Origin of the sequence: Caldimonas caldifontis, from assembly GCF_002930615.1 — a bacterium.
Lineage (GTDB): Bacteria > Pseudomonadota > Gammaproteobacteria > Burkholderiales > Burkholderiaceae_C > Caldimonas > Caldimonas caldifontis.
Genome location: NZ_PSNX01000011.1, coordinates 72,610 through 93,650 on the forward strand (window position 1 = coordinate 72,610; position 21,041 = coordinate 93,650).

At 68.9% G+C, this 21,041-nt stretch carries 26 protein-coding genes; 20 read left to right on the forward strand and 6 right to left on the reverse strand.

Annotated elements, in window-relative coordinates; translation table 11 throughout:
* Positions 1-14 precede the first annotated feature (14 nt).
* On the forward strand, positions 15-980 hold the full coding sequence (locus tag C1704_RS12570; protein WP_104303076.1) for an SGNH/GDSL hydrolase family protein: 966 nt from the start codon (positions 15-17) through the stop codon (positions 978-980).
* Here the strand turns inward: C1704_RS12570 and dacB are convergent.
* Positions 974-2,422 carry a D-alanyl-D-alanine carboxypeptidase/D-alanyl-D-alanine endopeptidase gene (dacB, locus tag C1704_RS12575; RefSeq protein WP_104303077.1) on the reverse strand — a complete coding sequence of 483 codons (1,449 nt, stop codon included), beginning with the start codon at positions 2,420-2,422 and terminating at the stop codon, positions 974-976. The genes C1704_RS12570 and dacB overlap by 7 nt on opposite strands.
* Before the next feature lie 32 nt (positions 2,423-2,454).
* Here dacB and tsaB point away from each other — a divergent pair, with 32 nt between their 5' ends.
* Genes tsaB through C1704_RS12590 form a run of 3 tightly spaced genes read left to right on the forward strand, consistent with a single transcriptional unit; the run spans position 2,455 to position 4,405 of the window.
* Entirely contained in the window at positions 2,455-3,171 is a 717-nt protein-coding gene (tsaB, locus tag C1704_RS12580; protein ID WP_104303078.1) for a tRNA (adenosine(37)-N6)-threonylcarbamoyltransferase complex dimerization subunit type 1 TsaB, read from the forward strand.
* Positions 3,168-3,650, forward strand: coding sequence for a ribosomal protein S18-alanine N-acetyltransferase (rimI, locus tag C1704_RS12585; protein ID WP_104303079.1), 483 nt, complete (start codon positions 3,168-3,170; stop codon positions 3,648-3,650). Before tsaB ends, rimI begins: the two co-directional genes overlap by 4 nt.
* The gene (locus C1704_RS12590; RefSeq protein WP_104303080.1) at positions 3,647-4,405 is read left to right on the forward strand and encodes a uracil-DNA glycosylase; all 759 of its coding nucleotides are present in this window, start codon (positions 3,647-3,649) and stop codon (positions 4,403-4,405) included. The genes rimI and C1704_RS12590 overlap by 4 nt, the downstream gene beginning before the upstream one ends.
* A gap of 9 nt (positions 4,406-4,414) precedes the next feature.
* On the opposite strand, the gene C1704_RS12595 is transcribed toward C1704_RS12590, so the two are convergent.
* Entirely contained in the window at positions 4,415-5,530 is a 1,116-nt protein-coding gene (locus C1704_RS12595) for a magnesium transporter CorA family protein (RefSeq protein WP_104303081.1), read from the reverse strand.
* A complete protein-coding gene (gene hemB, locus C1704_RS12600) occupies positions 5,530-6,531 on the reverse strand; it encodes a porphobilinogen synthase (RefSeq protein WP_104303189.1) in 1,002 nt (333 codons plus the stop codon). The genes C1704_RS12595 and hemB overlap by 1 nt, the downstream gene beginning before the upstream one ends.
* 272 nt (positions 6,532-6,803) lie before the next feature.
* Between hemB and C1704_RS12605 the strand changes: the two genes are divergently transcribed.
* The 7 genes from C1704_RS12605 to C1704_RS12635 are packed head-to-tail and all read left to right on the forward strand — an operon-like array spanning position 6,804 to position 11,709.
* Positions 6,804-7,241, forward strand: a complete 438-nt coding sequence (locus tag C1704_RS12605; RefSeq protein ID WP_104303190.1) for a CopD family protein — start codon at positions 6,804-6,806, stop codon at positions 7,239-7,241.
* A 16-nt stretch (positions 7,242-7,257) separates the two neighbouring features.
* Positions 7,258-8,373, forward strand: coding sequence for a VanZ family protein (locus C1704_RS12610; RefSeq protein ID WP_104303082.1), 1,116 nt, complete (start codon positions 7,258-7,260; stop codon positions 8,371-8,373).
* Between the two features lie 9 nt (positions 8,374-8,382).
* On the forward strand, positions 8,383-8,709 hold the full coding sequence (locus C1704_RS12615) for a (2Fe-2S) ferredoxin domain-containing protein (RefSeq protein ID WP_104303083.1): 327 nt from the start codon (positions 8,383-8,385) through the stop codon (positions 8,707-8,709).
* On the forward strand, positions 8,706-9,311 hold the full coding sequence (locus C1704_RS12620) for an alpha/beta hydrolase (protein WP_104303084.1): 606 nt from the start codon (positions 8,706-8,708) through the stop codon (positions 9,309-9,311). Before C1704_RS12615 ends, C1704_RS12620 begins: the two co-directional genes overlap by 4 nt.
* A 34-nt stretch (positions 9,312-9,345) precedes the next feature.
* Positions 9,346-10,503 carry a D-alanyl-D-alanine carboxypeptidase family protein gene (locus C1704_RS12625; protein WP_104303085.1) on the forward strand — a complete coding sequence of 386 codons (1,158 nt, stop codon included), beginning with the start codon at positions 9,346-9,348 and terminating at the stop codon, positions 10,501-10,503.
* A 40-nt stretch (positions 10,504-10,543) separates the two neighbouring features.
* On the forward strand, positions 10,544-11,431 hold the full coding sequence (locus C1704_RS12630; RefSeq protein ID WP_104303086.1) for a D-amino acid aminotransferase: 888 nt from the start codon (positions 10,544-10,546) through the stop codon (positions 11,429-11,431).
* Positions 11,428-11,709 carry a DUF493 family protein gene (locus C1704_RS12635; protein WP_104303087.1) on the forward strand — a complete coding sequence of 94 codons (282 nt, stop codon included), beginning with the start codon at positions 11,428-11,430 and terminating at the stop codon, positions 11,707-11,709. Before C1704_RS12630 ends, C1704_RS12635 begins: the two co-directional genes overlap by 4 nt.
* Before the next feature lie 13 nt (positions 11,710-11,722).
* Here C1704_RS12635 and C1704_RS12640 read toward each other — a convergent pair whose 3' ends face one another.
* A complete protein-coding gene (locus tag C1704_RS12640; RefSeq protein WP_104303088.1) occupies positions 11,723-12,466 on the reverse strand; it encodes a tetratricopeptide repeat protein in 744 nt (247 codons plus the stop codon).
* Positions 12,467-12,585: 119 nt separating this feature from the next.
* Here C1704_RS12640 and lipB point away from each other — a divergent pair, with 119 nt between their 5' ends.
* From lipB to C1704_RS12660, 4 genes are all read left to right on the forward strand, one after another.
* Positions 12,586-13,248: a lipoyl(octanoyl) transferase LipB gene (gene lipB / locus C1704_RS12645; RefSeq protein WP_104303089.1), complete on the forward strand. Its 663-nt coding sequence runs from the start codon at positions 12,586-12,588 to the stop codon at positions 13,246-13,248.
* A gap of 35 nt (positions 13,249-13,283) precedes the next feature.
* The gene (gene lipA, locus C1704_RS12650) at positions 13,284-14,276 is read left to right on the forward strand and encodes a lipoyl synthase (protein ID WP_104303191.1); all 993 of its coding nucleotides are present in this window, start codon (positions 13,284-13,286) and stop codon (positions 14,274-14,276) included.
* A 2-nt stretch (positions 14,277-14,278) separates the two neighbouring features.
* Entirely contained in the window at positions 14,279-14,968 is a 690-nt protein-coding gene (locus tag C1704_RS12655; protein ID WP_104303090.1) for a helix-turn-helix domain-containing protein, read from the forward strand.
* A 72-nt stretch (positions 14,969-15,040) separates the two neighbouring features.
* Complete coding sequence (locus C1704_RS12660; RefSeq protein ID WP_104303091.1) at positions 15,041-15,901, forward strand: DMT family transporter; 861 nt, start codon at positions 15,041-15,043, stop codon at positions 15,899-15,901.
* Here the strand turns inward: C1704_RS12660 and C1704_RS12665 are convergent, their stop codons facing one another.
* Entirely contained in the window at positions 15,902-16,399 is a 498-nt protein-coding gene (locus C1704_RS12665; protein ID WP_104303092.1) for a TlpA family protein disulfide reductase, read from the reverse strand. It lies immediately after the preceding gene.
* Between the two features lie 12 nt (positions 16,400-16,411).
* On the opposite strand from C1704_RS12665, the gene C1704_RS12670 reads away from it, so the two are divergent.
* Entirely contained in the window at positions 16,412-17,128 is a 717-nt protein-coding gene (locus tag C1704_RS12670) for a DUF4197 domain-containing protein (RefSeq protein WP_104303093.1), read from the forward strand.
* 12 nt (positions 17,129-17,140) lie between these two features.
* Here the strand turns inward: C1704_RS12670 and C1704_RS12675 are convergent, their stop codons facing one another.
* Entirely contained in the window at positions 17,141-18,319 is a 1,179-nt protein-coding gene (locus tag C1704_RS12675; RefSeq protein WP_104303094.1) for a hypothetical protein, read from the reverse strand.
* A gap of 130 nt (positions 18,320-18,449) precedes the next feature.
* On the opposite strand from C1704_RS12675, the gene C1704_RS12680 reads away from it, so the two are divergent.
* Genes C1704_RS12680 through C1704_RS12695 form a run of 4 tightly spaced genes read left to right on the forward strand, consistent with a single transcriptional unit; the run spans position 18,450 to position 20,972 of the window.
* Positions 18,450-18,968, forward strand: a complete 519-nt coding sequence (locus C1704_RS12680; protein ID WP_104303095.1) for a hypothetical protein — start codon at positions 18,450-18,452, stop codon at positions 18,966-18,968.
* Positions 18,965-20,239: an MFS transporter gene (locus tag C1704_RS12685; protein WP_104303096.1), complete on the forward strand. Its 1,275-nt coding sequence runs from the start codon at positions 18,965-18,967 to the stop codon at positions 20,237-20,239. Before C1704_RS12680 ends, C1704_RS12685 begins: the two co-directional genes overlap by 4 nt.
* Positions 20,240-20,287: 48 nt before the next feature.
* Entirely contained in the window at positions 20,288-20,734 is a 447-nt protein-coding gene (locus tag C1704_RS12690) for a PTS sugar transporter subunit IIA (RefSeq protein ID WP_104303097.1), read from the forward strand.
* A complete protein-coding gene (locus C1704_RS12695; protein WP_104303098.1) occupies positions 20,703-20,972 on the forward strand; it encodes an HPr family phosphocarrier protein in 270 nt (89 codons plus the stop codon). The genes C1704_RS12690 and C1704_RS12695 overlap by 32 nt, the downstream gene beginning before the upstream one ends.
* Positions 20,973-21,041: the final 69 nt, after the last annotated feature.

Genomic DNA, 21,041 nt, shown 5'->3' on the forward strand with positions numbered 1-21,041 from the left:
ATCACGGAGTCTGCATGTCCTTGCGTTCCTTCGGCGGCCATCGCTGCCTGAAGTCCCTGGCCGGCCTGGTGGCCGCTTTGGCCCTTGTCGGCTGCGGCGGTGATGTCTTCAATGCCTTCGAGCCCACGCGGGTGATCTCCTTCGGTGATGGTCACAGCGCCATGGCTGGCGACGGGCGCAAGTACACCGTCAACAATCTGTCCAACTGCCGCTCGGCCCGCAGCTGGAACCAGATCGTGGTGGAGAACTACGGGTTCGCCTTCGCAGCCTGCAACCCCAGCAACCTCACTGGCAACCGTGTGGCCCAGCTGTATGCCGACGAGACCTGGACGCTGGCCGACGTGCGCGCCCAGGTGGAAGCACAGCTGCCCACGCTGGGGACGGGCGACATGGTGCTGATCCAGGCCGGAACCCAGGATGTCTGGGCCCTGTACCAGCAGGATCCGGGCATCGACGCGCCAGCGACCTTCCCCGGCTGCGACGCTGCCAACCTGCCGGCCACGCTGAGTTCCGCTTGCGAGCGCGGCGCGGATCTGGGTCGGCTCATCCAGCAGATCACGGACCGTGATGCCCGTGTGCTGGCGATCGATCTGGTCAACCAGGGCAAGACCCCACGTGGCCTGGCCGAGTCGGCCCAGGGTCAACGCCTCCTGAAGGCCCTGACCGACGCCTACAACTCCGGCTTCTACAACAGCTTCGGCGGCAACAGCCGCAAGGCCGCTTACGCCCAGATCAATAATTTCGTGCGACTGGCGACCGACAACGACAGCAACACCGGCACCCGCTTCCGCAACGAGACCGATCCGGCTTGCACAGTGGCTTCTTCGCTGGACTGCAACCTGTCCACCGTGAACGCTGACTACCGCGAGAACGTCAACGACAACCGCTTCGTCTATGCCGACAGTCTCTACTTCTCGCCACAGATGCACCGCCTGATCGGCAACCTCGCCTGGAACCGCGCCGAGCGCCACCCCTATTGAGCGCGGCTGCGATCGCGCGCGGCCCAGTCGATGAGCGCGTCCAGGGCTGGTCGGGCGGCCGAAGCGTTCGGATGGTTGACGATGGCCACGAAGGTGTAGCGCCGGCCGCTCTCGCCCAGCACGTAGCCAGCCAGACCCGCCACATCCCGCAGCGAGCCGGTTTTCAGATGGGCCTGCCCCGCCATGGCGCGCGAGCGGCGCAGCGTGCCATCTCGGCCTGACACCGGCAGGGAGGCCATCAATTCAGGCATCACCGGGTCGGCCCAGGCACGCTGCAGCAGCCGTGTGAAGAAGGCGGCGCTGGCACGGGCCTCCCGTGACAGCCCCGCCCCGTTGTCCAGGACCAGGCTTGCGTCCACCGTGCCGAAACGCTCACGCAGCCAGTCTTCCACAGCCGCGCGCGACTGGGCCAGACTGCCCAGGCCACGACGTTCCCGCCCCAGCGTGAGAAAGAGCTGGCGGGCCATCACGTTGTTGCTGAACTTGTTGATGTCTCGCACCACTTCGGCCAGCGTGGGCGACACGCCTTGCACCAGCGGAGTGAGGCCGGCCGGCACGGCCCCTTCGCGTACCGTGCCTGCCAGTTGCCCCCCGAGAGCCCGCCACATGCCCAGCACGGCCTGCGCGTTGTAGCCCCGCGGGTCGGCATAGGCCATGGGCCATTGACCTTCTCCGCACCGCGCAGGGTAGGCCCCCCGAAAGCGCAGCCGCGCCGGATCGCCCAGCTCCGCCTTGAGGGCGCCGCGCCAGTCGCCGCAGGCGGCCGTCTGGTCCAGGGGCACCGTCTCGTCCACGAGGAACCCGTGCAGGGGTGGATCGACCGTGACACGGGCGCGCCCTCTCGCCGGTTCGGGCACAAATCCCAGCACCACCGACTTGTAGTTGATCAGCAGGGCATCGGGCAAGACGTTGTAAGGCCGCAAGGGCTCATCGTCGAACGCACCGGGGTCGGTCGCCGGCACCTCGAAGGCGCTTCGGTCGAGCACGATGTCACCCTGGATCTCACGGATGCCCAGCTGCTGCACCCGGCGCAGCAGCATCCACAGCCGCTCCATCACCAGCTTGGGATCACCGCGGCCTTGCAGGTACAGGTTGCCGCGCAGCACCCCCTCGACCACCTCGCCCTCGGCATACACAGGGGTGACCCAGGTGTAGGACGGGCCCAGCAGGTCCAGGGCCGCATAGGTGGTGATGAGCTTCATCAGCGACGCCGGGTTGACGCTGGCGTCGGCCCGGTGGCTCAGACGCGGCTGCGTCTGGCCGACCTCGACGATCTCGACCACGATCGCCTCGCGCGGCACGCGCGCCTGGGCGAGGGCGGCCTCCACGGTGGCCGGCAGGGCCGCGGGGGACTGCGCCCACGCCGGCAGGGCGGCCAGCCAGGCCAGGGCCGCGGCCGCACGCAGCCGGGCACGGAGTTTCGAAAAGACGGTGCAGAGCATGCTGCGATTATCCCGGCCGCTACACTTTCAGGATGCAACACGATGCACAAGCGCCCTGCCTGCTGGCCCTGGAGACGGCCACGGACACCCTGCGCCTGGGCGTGTGTTTCCAGGGCCGGGTCTACGAACACGAAGGCCCGGGCAGCGCGCAATCGTCGGCCACGCTGATTCCCGCCCTGTGGTCGCTCATGGCCCAGGCCGGGTGCGCGATGCGCGACGTGCAAGCCATTGCCTTCGGCCGGGGACCGGGCGCCTTCACCGGCCTGCGTACCGCCTGTTCCGTGGCCCAGGGCCTGGCCCTGGGACGCGGCTGCCCGGTCCTCCCGATCGACACCCTGATGGTGGTGGCCGAGGCCGCCCGCCAGGCCCACGGAGACACCGACGTGTGGGCAGCCCAGGACGCACGCATGAACCAGCTCTATGCTGCGCGCTACCGCTGGCAGGCGGGGCATTGGGCCACCCTGGATGCACCGGCCCTGTACGACCCCGCCGCCTTTGGCCGGCTCGTGGCCGGCATCGATGGCGCCGTGGTGGCCGGCAACGCCGTGACGGTGCATGCGCCGGCCCTGGCACTGGAGCATCTCACGCTGCGCCCGCAAGCAGCGCCCACGGCGAGGGCCCTGCTGGCCCTGGGCGCCGCGGCCTGGTCGCGTGGCGAAGCCGTGGATGCCGCACTGGCGCTGCCGCTTTATGTGCGCGACAAGGTGGCCCAGACCACGGCAGAACGCGAGGCGCTCAGAACGCCATGAATGCCCAGGTCCATGCCCGTGCCCCCGCCGGCGCACGCCGGCTCGAACGCCTGCGTGTCGAAGACCTCTCGGCGCTGATGGCCATCGAGGTGCAGGCCTACGAATTCCCCTGGACACGAGGCAACTTCATCGACTCCCTGTCGGCCGGCCATGCGGCGTGGTGGCTGCACCAGGGTGACGGCACCATGCTGGGCTACTTCCTGGCCATGAGCGGCGTGGAGGAGATGCATCTGCTCAACCTCACGGTGGCACCGATGCACCAAGGCTGCGGCCACGCCGTGTGGATGCTCGACCGCCTGTGCGACATCGCGCGCGGTGAAGCGGCCCTGCAGTTGTGGCTGGAAGTGCGGCCGAGCAACGAACGCGCCCGGCGCCTGTACGAACGCTACGGCTTTGCCGAGGTCGGCCTGCGCCGGGGCTACTACCCCGCGGCGCGCGGACAGCGTGAGGACGCCCTGGTCATGAGTCTGGCACTATGAGCCTGGACGAACGCCGCCTGGCGATGCTGCGCGAGATGGGTCTCACGGCCTGGGCACGGCGCGATGCGGTGGCCCCTTCCATCGTGGCCCCTGCCGTCGCCGCGCCTGCCGCCGCCCGCGCTGAACCCTTGGCCGACTCACCCGCCCCGCTGGCGCGCAGCGCCCGTGCCACGGGCGTCGAGCAGATGGACTGGCCGGCCCTGCGCGAGGCTGTCGCCGCCTGCCGGGCCTGCGCGCTGTGCGAGAGCCGGCGCAACACCGTGTTCGGCGTGGGCCATGAGCAAGCGCACTGGATGGTGGTGGGCGAGGCCCCCGGCGAAAACGAGGACCGCCAGGGCGAGCCCTTCGTCGGCCAGGCTGGCCGCCTGCTGGACAGCATGCTGCGCGCCATCGGCCTCACACGGGAAGCCGCCCCGCCCGAGCAGCAGGTCTTCATCTGCAATGTGCTCAAGTGCCGCCCGCCGGGCAACCGCAATCCCGAGCCTCAGGAAATCGCGCAGTGCGAGCCCTTCCTGAAGCGCCAGGTGGCGCTGGTGCGGCCGCGCATCATCCTGGCCATGGGTCGCTTCGCCGTGCAATCGCTGCTGCGCACCAGCGAGCCGATCGGCCGCCTGCGCGGCAAGGTGCACCACTACGAGGGGGTGCCCCTCATCGTCACTTACCACCCGGCCTACCTGCTGCGCAACCTGCCCGACAAGGCCAAGGCCTGGGAAGATCTCTGCCTCGCGCTGGACACGCTCGAAGCGCATCGCTGAGCGCCAGGTTCAGTGCCGGGTGCCGAGGTAGCGCTTGCGCCAGAAGAACAGGCCCAGCCCCAGGCCCAGCGCGGCCATCAGGCCCAGCGTGATCCACACGCCTTTGGCCTCGTGGATGAGGGGCAGGGTGTCGAAGTTCATGCCGAAGATGCCGGTGATGAGGTTCAGCGGCAGGAAGATGGCCGTGAGCACCGTGAGCGTGCGCATGATGTCGTTGGTGCGGTTGCTCTGCGCCGAGAAGTGCATCTGCACCGCCGTCTCGGCCGACGACTCCAGCCGGCGCACATGGCTCAGCACACGCTCGATGTGCTCAAGGACATCGCGTGAACGCACACGCAACAGCTCGCGCTCCCGCCTGGCCTGGGGAGCGCTCTCCTGAGGCCACTCCTGCAGGGCATCGATCCACTCCTGGATCGCATTGCGCTGGTCTTCGCAGATGTCCTCCAGCAGGTGCAGCGTGTTGCGCGAGTCGAGCAGCAGCTGCCAGCTGCGAAACCGCGCCCGCGGATTGAACAGCGCCTGCTGGAGCACACCGAACTGCCGCGTCAGCAATCGCCGCAGCTCCAGATAGCCGTCCACGATGTGGTTGACCATGCGCAGCATCTGGTCGGCCGGACTGGAAGGCAGCCGCACGCTCACGGGCCGCCCCTCGACGCGCGGGTCGGCCTGGCCTTGGGCGATCTGGGTGTAGCGCTGGGCGAAATGCTCGCGCACCAGACAGTCGGCCGGATGCACGGTGAGCAGCACGCGGTCGAACACCACAAAACCCACCGGGCTGGTGTCGATGGCCTCGAGAGCCCGCCGCGCCGAGCTCAGGTCGCCATGCGCATCGTCCAGGAAGAGCGCGCTCGAGCCCGCCCCAGCCGCCAGGCGACGGAACACCAGCACGTCATACCAGGAGGTGTCCTCGAAATGAGAAGGCAGCTGCGGGTTGAGCAGGTCCGAGACGTGCAGGTCCACCAGCTGCCCGCTCGTCCAGGCCTGCAGGCAGCCCTGGAGCCGCGCGGGGTCCGCCTCGAACTCGCCTCGCGCCACGCCCACCCAGAGATAGCCCGTCGCCGGCAATTCGGCCGGCAGGCCCGGCAGCTCCTCGAAGCCCTCGGGGCTGACGTGGAAGATGCGCATCAGCCCTTGATCAGCGCCGCGGCATCCAGCGCAAAGTAGCTGAGCACGCCGTCGGCGCCCGCACGCTTGAAGGCCAGCAGCGACTCCAGCATCACCGCGTCATGGTCGAGCCAGCCGTTGGCGGCCGCCGCCTTGAGCATGGCGTACTCGCCGCTGACCTGGTAGGCAAAGGTGGGCACGCGGAACTCGTCCTTCACCCGACGCACGATGTCCAGGTAGGGCAGGCCGGGCTTGACCATCACCATGTCGGCGCCTTCGGCGATGTCCAGCGCCACCTCGCGCAGCGCCTCGTCGCTGTTGGCCGGGTCCATCTGGTAGACCTTCTTGTTGCTCTTGCCCAGGTTGGCCGCCGACCCCACCGCATCGCGGAAGGGGCCGTAGAAGGCCGAGGCGTACTTGGCGCTGTAGGCCATGATGCGGGTATGGATGAGCCCGCGCGCCTCCAGTGCCTGGCGGATCGCGCCAATGCGCCCGTCCATCATGTCCGAGGGCGCCACGATGTCCACGCCCGCCTCGGCCTGGACCAGGGCTTGGCGGACCAGGACCTCGACCGTTTCGTCGTTGAGGATGTAGCCGGTGTCGTCGAGCAAGCCGTCCTGGCCGTGGCTGGTGAAGGGGTCGAGGGCCACATCAGTCATCACGGCCAGTTCCGGGAAGCGGCGCTTGAGTTCACGCACCACCCGAGGCACGAGGCCTTCGGGGTTCAGCGCCTCTCGACCGTCCGGCGTCTTCAGGCCTGGATCGATCACCGGAAAGAGCGCCATCGCCGGCACGCCCAGCGTCAGGCAGCGCTCGGCCACCGGCAGCAGGCGGTCCAGGCTGAGGCGCTGCACGCCAGGCATCGATGCCACGTCCTGGGTCTGCCCCTGTCCGTCGAGCACGAACACCGGCAGGATCAGGTCATCGGCGCTCAACGCATGCTCACGCACCAGCCGTCGGGTGGCATCGTCACGGCGCAGGCGGCGGGGGCGGGCGGCTGGGAAGGAGGCAGGAAAGACCAAGGTGAGAATGTCCCGTAACAAGCGTTCGAAAACGTGAAAAGCTGGTGTTTTCCATGACCCGGCGGACACCGGATCGGTCCGGCCCGTCACGAATCTGTGATAAGCTCACATGTGAATGATACGTCGCAAGGCGTTCATTCCCTGCTTTTCCTCCCTGAGCAGGTGCCTTACCGTGATGACAGCGTTAAGGCTTTGAAGCCCCAGTCCCCGACTGGGGCTCTTTCTTTTGGGCGCTGCCATGGCACCCGGCCCGCGTCGCTATCATGCCGCGCATGCTCTACGCCGTCATCAAGTCCCTGCACATCGTCTTTGTCGTCAGCTGGTTCGCCGGGCTGTTCTACCTGCCACGCATCTTCGTGAACCTGGCGATGGTGAGCCCCGACAGCCACGCCGAGCGCGAACGCCTGCTGCTGATGGCACGCAAGCTCTACCGCTTCATGTCGCTGCTGATGATTCCGGCACTGGGCTTCGGGCTGTGGCTGTGGCTGGGCTATGGCGTGGGGCGAGGCCCCGGCAGCGGCTGGATGCATGCCAAGCTGGCCATTGTCGTGGGCCTGATCGGCTACCACCACCACTGTCGCCGCTTGCTGCGCGACTTCGAGCAACTGCAGGCCTCGGCCCGCTCCCACGTGTGGTATCGCTGGTTCAACGAGGTGCCCGTCATCGCCCTGCTGGTGGCCGTGCTGCTGGTGGTGCTCAAGCCGTTCTGAGCGGCACGGACCCCGCATGGGCCGACATCGCAGCTCGCTGGTGCCACTGGCCCTGCTGTACGGGGCCCTGATCGTCTATGCGAGCCTCTACCCCTTCCGGGGCTGGACCCCGTCCGGCCAGCCCCTGTGGGCCTTCGTGCTGGAGCCCTGGCCCCGGTGGTGGACCGCCTTCGACCTGATCTCGAACCTGCTGGGCTACATGCCGCTGGGGGCCCTGGTCGCCGGTGCCGCGCTGCGCGCCGACTGGCCGCGTTCGCGGGCCTTCGGGATCGCACTGGCCGTGGGCACGGCGCTGTCCGGCACCCTGGAGACGCTGCAGAACTTTCTGCCCGCGCGGGTGCCGTCGAACCTCGACTGGGGGCTGAACGTGCTCGGCGCGGCCGGCGGGGCGCTCTTCATGCTCGGCCTGCACGCACTGGGGCTGCTGGCGCGAGCCCAGTGGCTGCGCGAGCGCTGGTTCATCGACCGCAGCGCCGTCGGCCTCACGCTGCTGCTGCTGTGGCCGGCCGCCCTGCTCTTTCCCACGCCGGCGCCCCTGGGCGTGGGCCAGGTCGCCGACCGGGTGGACGATTTCATCGAGCAGCTCCTTCAGGGCACCGCCATCGAAGGCTGGATTCAGGCCCCGGTGGCCGCCACGGTGGCCCGTTTGCCGGCGGTGACCGAACTGGTGGTGGTGGCCCTGGGGGTGCTGGCGCCCTGCCTGCTCGCGTTCGCCATCAGCCCCCCCCGCTGGCCGCGCCTGGTCCTGGTGGCGGGTGCGGCACTGCTCGGCTTTGCCACGACCACCCTGTCCACGGCGCTCAGCTACGGCCCCCAGCACGCCCTGGCCTGGATCACGCCGGCCACCCCCTTGGGCCTGGCCGTGGGGGTCATCACGGCCGTGGTGCTCGCGCCCCTGCCCATGCGTGCCGCCGCCGCGATCGGCCTGGTGGCGCTCACAGCCCTGGCCGGTTTCGTCAACGATGCCCCCGCCGACCCCTACTACGCCCAGAGCCTGGCCGCCTGGGAGCAGGGGCGCTTCATCCGCTTCCACGGCCTGGCCCAATGGGTGGGCTGGCTGTGGCCCTACGCGGTGCTCGCCTACCTCGTCGCACGCGTGGCCTCGCGCGATCGACCGCAGGGGGCGCCGTAAAATCGCTCGATGAGCTATTACGAGCGCCACATCTTCTTCTGCCTGAATCAGCGCGACAACGGCGAGGCCTGCTGCGCCAGCCAGGGCGCCGAAGCGGCCTTCAACCACTGCAAGTCGCGCGTGAAGGCCGCCGGGCTGGCCGGTCCGGGCAAGGTGCGGGTCAACCGCGCCGGCTGCCTCGACCGCTGCGCTGGCGGGCCCGTGGCAGTGGTGTATCCCGAGGCGGTCTGGTACACGTTCGTGGACGAGGCCGACATCGACGAGATCGTCGACTCGCATCTGCAGCGGGGCGAAGTCGTCGATCGGCTGCTGCTGGCCCCCCATATCGGCCGATGAACGCCCAGACCGAGAAGCTCGTGATCGCCGGCCCGGCCGGCGAGCTCGAATGCGCACTGGACGCGCCCGCCGGCGACAGCCGGGGCCTGGCCGTCATCGCCCACCCGCACCCACTGCATGGCGGGACGATGGACAACAAGGTGGTCCAGACCCTCGCGCGTGCCTTCGTGCAGCGCGGCTGGCGTGCCGTGCGCTTCAACTTCCGCGGCGTGGGTCAGTCGGCGGGCGTCTGGGATGCAGGCCGCGGCGAGGTGGACGACCTGCTCGCCGTGGTGGCCCATTTCCGCCAGGATGGGGAACCTTTGGCGCTGGCCGGATTCTCTTTTGGAGCCTTCGTGGCCTCGCACGCCGCGCAGCGACTGGGCGGCGACCTGGCGCACCTGGTGCTGGTGGGGCCGGCCACCGGCAACTTCGAGGTGGCCCGTGTGCCCGGCCACACCGTGGTGATCCATGGCGAGCACGACGACGTGGTGCCGTTGCAATCCACACTCGACTGGGCCCGCCCTCAAGGTCTGCCTGTGGTGGTCGTGCCCGGCGTGGGGCATTTTTTCCATGGACAGCTGCCGCTGTTGAAGACCCTGGTGCTGCGCGCCCTGGCCTGAGCCACGGCGCCTGCCCGCAACCGATTCCGCATCGATGAAACGACTGTTTGCTTCCCTGCTGGCCGCCTGCGCGACGGCCTGGTCCGCCCTGCCTGCCACCGCCCAGCCGCTGCCGCCACCCGAGGTGGCCGCCAAGTCCTACGTGCTGCTGGACATGAACAGCAACCAGATCCTGGCCTCGCGCGAACCCGACGCCCCATCGGACCCGGCCTCGCTGACCAAGCTGATGACGGCCTACGTGGTCTTCGGCGCCATCCGTGACAAACGCCTGGCGATGGAGCAGGACCTGCCGGTCTCGGTGCGGGCCTGGAACGAGCGCAAGGGCGGCGCCTCGGTGATGTTCATCGAGCCTCGCATGCGTGTGAAGGTGGAAGACCTGCTCAAGGGCATGATCGTGCAGTCGGGCAACGACGCATCGGTCGCCCTGGCCGAAGGCGTGGCCGGCAGCGTGGAAGCCTTCGTCGAGCTGATGAACCGCGAGGCCCAGCGCATGGGCCTGAAGAACACCCGCTTCGCCAACGTGACCGGCATGACCGAGCCCGGCCACCACAGCACGGCGCGCGACCTCTCGGTGCTGGCCTCGCGGCTGATCACCGACTTCCCCGAGTACTACACGATGTACTCGATGCGCGAGTTCCGCTTCAACAACATCACCCAGCCCAACCGCAACCTGCTGCTGCGCCGCGATCCCAGCGTGGACGGCCTCAAGACCGGCTACACCGAGGCGGCAGGCTACTGCCTGATCGCCTCGGCGCAGCGCGATTTCCCCAATGGCAAGCGCCGCCTGCTGAGCGTGGTGCTCAACACGACCTCGATGGAGGCACGCGCCAATGAAAGCCAGCGCCTGCTCAACTGGGGCTTCCAGGCCTTCGACACCCTGCGCCTCTTCGAGGGCGGCCAGCCGGTGGTCGAACCGCAGGTGTGGAAGGGCAAGTCCGCCAAGGCCAAGCTGGGGGCGGCCGGCCCACTGTTCGTGACCGTGCCGCGCGGTGAAGGTGACAAGGTCACCACCAAGATCGAACGTGTGGACCCGCTGGTGGCGCCGCTCACCCAGGGCCAGGCCGTGGGCCGCATCAAGGTCACGCTGGGTGACACCGTGATCGCCGAGACCCCGCTCGTGGTCCAGGAGGCCGTGCCCGAGGCCGGCCTCCTCGGCCGTGCCTGGGATGCCATCCGCCTGTGGATCCAGTAAGCTGCCCTCCTGCTTCCGCGCCTTGACGAAAGACCCGACCATGCACGCCCTGCCCGACACCCCCTGCTACCTGAACGGCGAGTATCAGCGCCTGTGCGACGCCAAAGTCTCGGTGCTGGACCGTGGCTTCATCTTCGGCGATGGCTGCTACGAGGTGGTGCCGGTCTACGGCCAGCGCCTGTTCCGCTTCGAGGAGCACCTGGCGCGGCTGGAGCGCTCGCTGGCCAAGCTGCGCATCCCCAATCCGCACTCGCGCATGGAGTGGCTGGAGCGCATGCGCAAGCTGATCGCCGACCACCATGCCCAGACGGGCGCGACCGACCAGCTCGTTTACCTGCAGCTCACGCGCGGCGTCGCCCTGCGCGACCACGTGATGCCGCCCGACATCGCACCCACCGTCTTCATGATGGTCAGCACGATGAAGCCGGCCACGCCCGAGCAACGCCATGCCGGGGTGGCGTGCACGACCGCGCGTGACTTCCGCTGGGAGCGAGGCGACATCAAGTCGATCTCGCTGCTGGGCAACGTGCTGGCCCGCCAGATGTCGGCCGACCAGGGGGCCGCCGAGACCATCATGTTCCGTGACGGCCACCTGACCGAGGCCTCGGCCAGCAACGTATGGATCGTGCACGAAGGTGCGGTGCTGGGTGCGCCCAAGAGCGAGCATGTGCTGGAAGGCATCCGCTACGGCCTGATCGCCGAACTGTGCGAGGAACTGGGCATCGGCTTCAACCTGCGCCCCATCAGCGAGGCCGAGGTGTTCGCTGCCGACGAGATCATGCTGTCCTCGGCCACCAAGGAAGTGCTGCCGGTCACCCGCCTGGACGGCGAGCCTGTGGGCCATGGGGCTGGAAAAGGCAAACCCGGCCCCATCTATGCACGACTGTACGAGGCCTACCAGCGGGCCAAGGTGGAGCAGTCGATATGAGTTTCCCGGACATCCCTGCCGATCAATCCCTGATCGAATACCCCAGCGCCTTCCCCATCAAGGTGATGGGCGCCAACGTCGATGGATTCGCGTCGGCGATCGCCGAACTGGCCCTGCAGTACGACCCGGGCTTCGATCCGGCCACGATGGAAATGCGCCCCAGCAAAAGCGCCAACTACCTGGGCCTGACGCTCACGGTCACGGCCACCAGCCGCGAGCAGCTCGATGCGCTCTACCTCGCGCTGACCTCGCACCCGATGGTGAAGGTGGTTCTGTGAGCACCGCAGCGACTCACAGCGCCTTCCCTTTCAGGATCTCATCCATCTCCTTCACCTTGTAGGGCGCGGCCTCGTCGCCGTTGGCGGCTGCGGCGTCGTACCAGTAGCGCGCCAGGCGAGCGTCCTTGGGCACGCCCAGGCCCTTTTCGTACATCGAGCCCAGCAGGTACTGGGCGCCCATCTCGCCCTGCAAGGCAGCGCGCCGGTACCACTCGGCCGCCAACGCCAGATCCTGCGGCACGCCGCGGCCCAGATAGTAGGCCGTGCCGGCGGCCACCTGGGCGTCCACGTGACCGTGCTCGGCCGCCTTCAGGTACCACTGCACCGAGCGCACGTGGTCGGGCCGCCCGGTCAGGCCCCGTTCATAGATCTCGCCCAGCGCATGCTCCGAGCGCACGAAGCCCTGGGCGGCCGACGCCTCCAGCAGTTCCAGCGCCTTGTTCAGGCTGGACTGGGCCGCCTCGCGCCGCACGTGCATCATCGCCAGGTTGTAGCGGCCCACCGGGCTGCCCTGTTCGGCCAGGGCGGTGAAGCGGCGCTCGGCCTCGGGCCAGCGGCCCGCCTGGTGCTCGACCAGAGCATGGTCGATGTCGCGCCGCTCCTGGAGGTAGCGCTGCAGTCCCTCGGGCGTGACGAAGACCCCGCCAGGCAAGGGGGCCGGCTGCGCCCAGGCACCGCCCAGCAGGCCCAGGCCCACGGCGGCCGCCAGGCCCTGTACTCGTCCGCGCATCCAACGTCGCCAGGTTCGCATGGGCATGCTCCCGAAGTCCACCTCGGCGAGGCGGCCTCGCGCTTGGAGTGGCGCCGGCCGTTCCGAGTTTCGCCGGGCCGCACGGATCGCCCTGGGGCTTTCCCTCCCCCGCTAGACTGGCGGGCATGGAGATCCGTTGGCTCGGGCGCGTCGAGTATGCGCCCACCGTCCAGGCCATGCAGGCCTACACCGAAGCCCGCACGCCCGACAGCCCCGATGAGCTGTGGCTGTGCGAGCACCCGCCCGTCTACACCCTGGGCCTGGCCGGCCGGACCGAACACCTGCTGAACCCCCGCGACATTCCCGTGGTGCCCACCAACCGGGGCGGCCAGGTCACCTACCACGGCCCCGGGCAAGTGGTCGCTTACCCACTGGTGGATCTGCGCCGGCTGGGCATCTATGTGAAGGAATATGTGCACCGTCTGGAGCAGGCGGTGATCCAGACGCTGGCGGGCTTTGGTGTGACGGGGCACCGCGTGACAGGCGCGCCGGGCATCTATGTGAACCTGGCCGACCCCTTCGGCCACGCGCGGCTCGCCCCCGACCGGGCCGACCCCTTCGCCGGCCTGGGCAAGATCGCTGCCCTGGGGATCAAGGTCAGCCAGCACCGCACCTACCACGGCGTGGCCCTGAACGTGGCGATGGACCTGAGCCCTTACGAGGGCATCAATCCTTGCGGCTACGCCGGCCTGCGCAGCATCGACTTGGCTACACTCGGGGTTTCCACCGATTGGGACACGGTCGCAGCCCGCCTGGGCGAACGCCTGCAGGCCCACCTGAGTCCCTGACCCCCAGCCTGCCGGCTGAGATGGAGCATCCGCGCATGTCCACCCCGAACGTCGTCCACGAGGCCCAGCCCAGCGGTGCCTATGACGCCACGGCCAAGCAGAAGGCCCAGGCCAAGACCGCGCGCATCCCCATCAAGATCGTGCCGGCCGAAACCCTCAAGAAGCCGGACTGGATCCGCGTGAAGGCCGGCTCGCCCAGCACGCGCTTCTACGAGATCAAGCAGATCCTGCGCGAGCACAAGCTGCACACGGTGTGCGAGGAAGCCTCCTGCCCCAACATCGGCGAATGCTTCGGCAAGGGCACGGCCACCTTCATGATCATGGGTGACAAGTGCACCCGCCGCTGCCCCTTCTGCGACGTCGGCCACGGCCGCCCGGACCCGCTCGATGCCAACGAGCCGCTGAACCTGGCCAGGACGATTGCCGCACTCAAGCTCAAGTACGTGGTGATCACGAGTGTCGACCGCGACGACCTGCGCGACGGTGGCGCGGCCCACTTCGTGGACTGCATCCGCCGCACGCGCGAACTCTCGCCCGAGACCAAGATCGAGATCCTCACGCCCGATTTCCGCGGCCGCATGGACCGTGCGCTCGAGATCCTCAAGGCCGCGCCGCCCGACGTGATGAACCACAACCTCGAGACGGTGCCGCGGCTGTACAAGGAAGCCCGTCCGGGCTCCGACTACCAGTACAGCCTGAACCTGCTCAAGCGCTTCAAGGCCTTTGCCCCCCACGTGCCGACCAAGAGCGGCCTGATGGTAGGCCTGGGCGAAACCGACGAAGAGATCCTGCAGGTGATGCGCGACATGCGCGAGCACGACATTGACATGCTCACCATCGGCCAGTATCTCGCGCCCAGCGGCCACCACCTGCCGGTGCGGCGCTACGTGCACCCCGACGTCTTCAGGATGTTCGAGGAGAAGGCCTACGAGATGGGCTTCACCCATGCCGCCGTGGGCGCACTGGTGCGCTCGAGCTACCACGCCGACCAGCAGGCGCACGAAGCGGGCGTGGCCAACGCCGTGTGAGCATGGACGCGGTCGCCCGCCTCAGCCGGCGCCGCTACGGCGAATCGAAGGGCAGCCATGCCCACGATCACTTCCAGCTCCTGTGGGGCTGGCAAGGCGCCCTGGAACTGGAGATCGAAGGCCGTGGCACGCGGATGACCGCCGGCCGCCTGGCCGTCATCGCCCCCGGGGATCGCCATGATTTCTGGTCGGCTGGCGGCAGCACCTGTTTCGTCCTCGATGCCAGCGACACCGCCAGCCCCGTGCTCGCGGCCCTGGCCGGCCATGTGCTGGACGCCGACGGCTCGGCCCTGCACCTGCTGCGCTTCCTGGCCAGCCGCCACGATCTGGCCGACCTGCAGGGCCCGGCCACCACGCTGCTGCTGTCCACCCTGCCCGGCGAAGTCACCCTGCCGCGCAGCACGCGACGCCCCATCGACTGGGGCCGGCTGGACGCCTGGATCGACGCCCACCTGGGCGAACCGCTCGGCGTGACCGAGCTGGCGGCGCAGGTGTGCCTGAGCCCCTCGCAGTTCGCCGCCCGATGTCTGGCCGAGACCGGCCAGACCCCGATGGCCTACGTGCGCGAGCGCCGCCTGGCCGCGGCCCGCCGGCTGCGCGCCCAGGGTCTGCAGGTGCAGCAGGTGGCGCAGCGCTGCGGCTACTGTTCGCCGTCGGCGCTGACGGCGGCGCTGCGTCGTGCCAGGGACTGACCCGCGTTTCGCGGCGATCGATCGAGGGCGCGCGACGATCGGGGCGTGGCTCAGCGACTATGCTCTGCGGCCATGAGCTCCGTGCCCCTGGCCGCCGGCAGCGGCCACCCCTCCTCCCACCTTTACGCCCTCGGCGCGATTGCGCTGTGGGCTCTGCTGGCCACACTGGGTGTGGCCCTGTCGCATGTGCCGCCCTTCCTGCTCACGGGTGCGGCGCTGGTGATCGGCAGCGTGCCGGCCTGGCCGCTGTGGCGGCAGTGGCGCATCCCGCTGCGCACGCTGGCGCTGGGCGTGTACGGGCTCTTCGGTTTCCACTTCCTGCTCTTCATCGCGCTGCGCCATGCGCCGGCCGTGGAAGCCAACCTGGTGAACTACCTCTGGCCGCTGCTGATCGTGGTGATGGCGCCGCTGTTCCTGCCGGGGATGACCCTGCGCGTGGTGCATGTGGTGGCCGCGCTGGCGGGCTTTGCCGGGGCGGGTCTGGCGATCGCCGGGGGCCGCGAGCTGGCGGGCGGATGGTCCTGGGGCTACCTGGCGGCGCTGGGCTCGGCCTTCATCTGGGCGAGCTATTCGCTGGGGACGCGCCGCGTCGCCCACTTCCCCACCGCGGCCATCGGGCTCTTCGGCCTGGTGTCGGGGGGGCTGTCGCTGCTCAGCCACTGGGCGCTGGAGCCGCGCGTGGCACTCTCGGCCCAGGACTGGGGCCTGCTGGCGCTGATGGGGCTGGGGCCCCTGGGGGCCGCCTTCTTCCTGTGGGACAAGGCGCTCAAGACCGGGGACGCGCGGCGCATCGGCATCCTGAGCTACCTCACGCCCCTGGCCAGCACAGTGCTGCTGGTGCTGGCCACGGGGCGCAGCTTCTCGGGCTGGATCGTGGCGGCGGCCGCGCTCATCATCGGCGCGGCGGTGGTGGGCGTGCGCGCCCGGGCCTGATCAGGCCTCGGACAGCAGGCGCTCGATGAGCTGGTGCAGCTGGGCGAAGTCGGGTTCGCCCACGTAGCGCTTGACGATCTGGCCGCGCTTGTTGACCACGTAGGTGGTGGGCGTGAGCTTCACGTCGCCGAACTGGCGCGCCACCTCGCCGGTGTTGTCGATGGCCACCTTGAAGGGCAGCTGGCGCGTCTCGGCAAAGTTGGACACATAGGCCGGGGGGTCGTAGCTCATGGCCACGGCCACGAGGTCGAAGCCGCGCTCGTGGTACTTGCGGTAGGTGTCCACGAGGTCGGGCATTTCCTTCACGCAGGTCACGCAGCTCGTGGCCCAGAAATTCACCACCACGACCTTGCCGCGCAGGTCGGCGAAGTTCTCGCGGCTGCCGTCCAGCAGCACATACCCCACCTGCGGCGCCTCATCGCGAGAAAAGGCCAGGAAACCGGTCACGGCGATTGCCACTGCCACCACTGCAGCGGCAAGATAGGCGGGTTTTTTCATCGGGAGACTCCGTTGCGCAGACGCAAGTTTACGGGCCAGGGTCTGGCGGCCCTGTTTCTGGGGTTGTCGGCGGCCCTTGGGGCGCGTGCCCAGGGCTCGTCACAGAACTTGTTGGCCCAGCTCAGCCCCCAGGACGCCACCGCCGGGCTCAAGCTGGCCCTGGAGCGGGGCGCCACCGCCGCCGTGGCCTTGCTGGGCCGCCCGGATGGATTCCTGGGCGACCCCAAAGTTCGCATTCCCCTGCCGCCGGCGCTCGACCCCTATGCCGGCATGCTGCGCGCCCTGGGCCAGCAACGGCGTCTGGACGATCTGGTCACCTCGATGAACCGTGCCGCCGAAGCCGCCGTGCCCGAGGCCAAGGCCTTGCTGCTGAATGCCGTGAAGACGATGAGCGTGGCCGACGCCCGGCAGATCCTCACGGGTGGCGACGCCTCGGTGACGGACTTCTTTGCCGATCGCACCCGCTTGCCGCTGGGCGAGCGCTTCCTGCCCATCGTCACCCGCGAAACGCAGCGAGTGCGACTGGCGCGCCAGTACAACGACCTGGCCGGGCGCGCCGCGAAATTCGGCCTGGTGCGGGAAGAGAACGCGCAGATCGAAGGCTACGTCACGACCAAGGCCCTTGATGGCCTTTACTTCATGATCGGCGAAGAAGAGCGCAAGATCCGCAAGGATCCCGTCGGAACCGGCAGTGATCTGCTGCGCAAGGTGTTCGGCAGCCTGCGCTGAGGCTGCCGCCGGTCACATGGTCTTGGCCAGCTCGAACACCAGGGCCGATGGCAGGGAGGTCAGGATGGCGTCACGGCCGACACGCGCCATCGCGGCATGCCCGTAGCCTGACACCTCGAACATGCCGCCCTCTTCGACGATCTCGATGAACACGAAGTCCGGAACCTCGCGGGTGACGTCTTCACGCAACTGGTTGAAGCGTTCTCCGCGCAGGATGGATTCGAAGATGATGGCATGCGGCAGGCCCTCGCGGCAGAAGGCCGACGCCTCGTCGATGGAGCCGACGAAATCCACCACCAGGCCCATGTGGCGGATCGCCTCGCGCACCTGCACGCGCACCTCGCGCCGGGATGCCACCACCAGCACGTGACTGCCGGCCAGGGGGCGGGAATTGGCAGATGAGACCGCAAAGCCGGTGTCTTCCTCCGAGACGGTGAGTCCCTGAACCTCGTCATGGATGGTGCGGGGGAACTCGACCGTCACGGCCGTCGTGACCTCGCCGTCCTGGCGGTCCAGTTCCAGGCCCATGGCCGTCGCCGCCTGCTCGACGAGGCGCCAGCTGACATCGTCCAGCGCATGGCCCTCCTGCGGGGCCACTGTGTTCACGAAGGCCTGCCGCCCCTCTTCGTCGGGCGGCGTGTGGTGGAAGCGGCAGACCAGTCGCGCATGGACCGGCCAGGTCTTCGTGTCCAGCCGCAGCTCGATCGAGCCGCGGGCGTGTGTCACTGCCCAGTCGAGCAAGGTGTTGAGCAGCGAGAACAGCAGCGCGGGATCGACGATCACCTCCACCGGCTTGAGCACCTGACGGATCTCGATGCCGTGGGATTGCGTCTCCCGGCTGCGGTGCGCCAGCACCCCCTGCAGCGTCTGGGTGAGGTGCAGCCGTTCGGCGCTCTGACGCACCCGGCCGGAGGCAAAGCGCACGATCTGCTGGCTGGTCATGCCCACCCGACGGGCCCGCTCCAGCTCATCGCGCAGCATGCGCAGGCTGCGGCGGTCGATCTGGCCGGTGGCAATCAGGCCATGCACACGTTCAAGGGCCGCGCTCAGCGGCGCGGCGATTTCCTCGCCGATCTGGGTGACCAGTTGATGCCAGCGTTCGGAGGACACAGCAGAGGTTTCTTGCATGGACTGGGGGTGCGGCCGCTGGCGCCCGGCAGGCGTCGGGCCGGAGAGCTCGGACAGATCCATGAGGTCACTCCAGCGGCTTGAGATCGGCATGAGGGGACAGGCGTCCCAGTATTGGAAATGTGACAAATTGCGTCGATCCCCTGAACAGGGGTCGCGAACCTCCCGGAAGCCGCGGGCGGATAATCGCGGCATGTTGTTCCGTTCCTCCCTGGCCGCGGCCGCCCTGCTGGCCCTGGGCGCGTGCTCACCCACCCTCGACTGGCGCCAGGTGCGCCCTGAAGGCAGCCCGCTCCAGGCGCTCTTTCCCTGCAAACCCAAGACCCATGCCCGCACCGTGGCCCTGGCCGGCGCACAGGTGCGCATGAGTCTGTACGCATGCTCGACCGGGGGGCACACGTATGCCCTGAGTCTGGCCGACATGGGCGACCCGGCCCAGGTGACGCCGGCGCTGCGCGCCCTGCGCGAGGCCACGGCCAGCAACTTGGAAGCCCGCAACCCGGAGGTGACGTCGCTGCAGGTGCCCGGCATGACCCCGAACACCGAGGCGGCCCGCATCCGGGTGACTGGCACGCTGCCCGATGGGCAGGCCCTGGTGCAGGTGGCGGGCTACTTCGCCTACGGCACGATGGTCTATCAGGTCAACGTGGTCGGCCCCCAACCGCCGGACGACGCAGTGCGCACCTTCTTCGGCGGCCTGCAGTTCCGATGACACATCCTGCCCCGACGGCCCCTGGGCTGATGGGAACGCGCCAGGCCCTGGTGCTTTTCCTGGTGTTCGCCTGGGCCTATTTCCTGTCGGCCCTGGTGCGCGCGGTGACCGCCACGCTGGCCCCCACCCTCACGACCGACCTGGGGCTGAGCCCCGGCGACCTGGGCCTGCTGGCCGGAGCCTACTTCTTTGGTTTTGCGGTGATGCAGTTGCCGCTGGGTCGCTGGCTCGACCGCTTCGGGCCCCGCCGCGTGCTGGTGGCCTTCCTGGCGGTGGCCGTGGCCGGCTGTGCCGCCTTTGCGCTGGCTGGTGGCTTTGCCGGGCTCACCCTGGCCCGTGCCCTGATCGGGGCGGGCGTCAGTGCCTGCCTGATGGCGCCGCTCACCGGCTTCCGGCGCTGGTTCTCACCCACCCAGCAGTTGCGTGCCAACTCCTGGATGCTGATGACCGGCTCCCTGGGGATGCTGGCCTCGACGCTGCCGGTGCAATGGCTGCTGCCGCTGACCGGCTGGCGCGGGCTGTTCTGGCTGTTGGGCCTGTGCCTGGTGCTGAGCATCGTGGCGCTGTGGTGGCTCGTTCCCCGCGACGAACCCGTGGCGGTGCCCCCACCTGGCGAAGGCACAGCCCCCCGGGAGGGGTACGCCGCGATCTGGCGCAACCCGAACTTCCGCCGCTATGCCGGGCTGGGATTCGTCAACTATGGCGGCATGATTGCCCTGCAGACCTTGTGGATCGGCCCCTGGCTGGTGAATGTGGCCGGCTGGTCGCCCGCGGCCTCTGCCGGCGGATTGTTCATCGTCAACGCCGCGATGCTGGTGACCTTCCTGACCTGGGGCCTGGTGATGCCTCGACTCCAGGCGCGAGGCTGGAGCGCGGCACGGCTGATCACCGTGGGCGCGCCCTGGAGCCTCGCCGTACTGGGCATGAACCTGCTGCTGGGAGTCCACGCGACCGCCTGGGCCTGGGCGCTGTACTGCGTGAGCTGCACCTTCATGGCCCTGGCCCAGCCGCTGGTGGGGCAGGCCTTTCCCACCCATCTGGCCGGGCGCGCACTGTCCGCCTACAACCTCGTCATCTTTGCGGGTGTGTTTGCGATGCAGTGGGGCATCGGCCTGGCGGTGGACCTGGGCCATGCGCTGGGGCTGGACACGCTCAATGCCTATCGTTTGGCGCTCGGGCTCTACGGCCTGCTGGGGGTCTGGGCTTACTGGGGTCATTGGCGCTCGGCTCGCGAGGCCTGCAGCCCCCCTGCTCAGGTGTCGGCTGAATGACACATTGGCCGGCCGGGATGGGTCGATAATGGATCATCCGTATTTCCCATGCCTGGTTTTCTCATCATCGCCCATGCTCCGCTGGCCAGCGCCCTGAAGGCCTGCGCGCGGCACACCTTCCCCGACTGCGTCGCGACGCTGGAGGCGCTGGACGTGCCAGCCCAGATGAGCGTCGACGAAGTGGAGACGCGCGCGCGCGCGCTGCTTGCGCGTGTGCGCATGCCCGAGGCACTCATCCTCACCGATGTCTTCGGGGCAACCCCCTGCAACGTGGCCCAGCGCCTGGCCGACGGCGTGCAGGTCAAGGTGGTGGCCGGCGTGAACGTGCCCATGCTGTGGCGCAGCCTGTGCTACCAGCACGAGCCCCTGGATGTGCTCGTGGCGCGGGCCGTGGCCGGCGCCAACCAAGGCATCATGCAAGTGGGCCACACCGCCCCGCAGAACCAGGCACAAGCTCCTGCCCATGCTCACGACCCGCATCACCATCAGCAATAAGCTCGGCCTGCACGCCAGGGCCTCGGCCAAGCTCACCAAGCTGGCCGGCAGTTTCAAGAGCGACATCCACCTGAGCCGCAACGGACGGCGCGTGAATGCCAAGAGCATCATGGGCGTGATGATGCTGGCCGCCGGCCTGGGCGCCGAGGTCGAGATCGAGACGTCAGGCGAGGATGAGCAAGCTGCCATGGACGCGCTGCGCGCGCTCATCGACGACAAGTTCGGGGAAGGCGAGTGATGACCACCCCTCGCCCGTGAGTACACGGGCGATCCCCCGGGGGGATGCGGGCCGGCTTGGGGCGGCCCG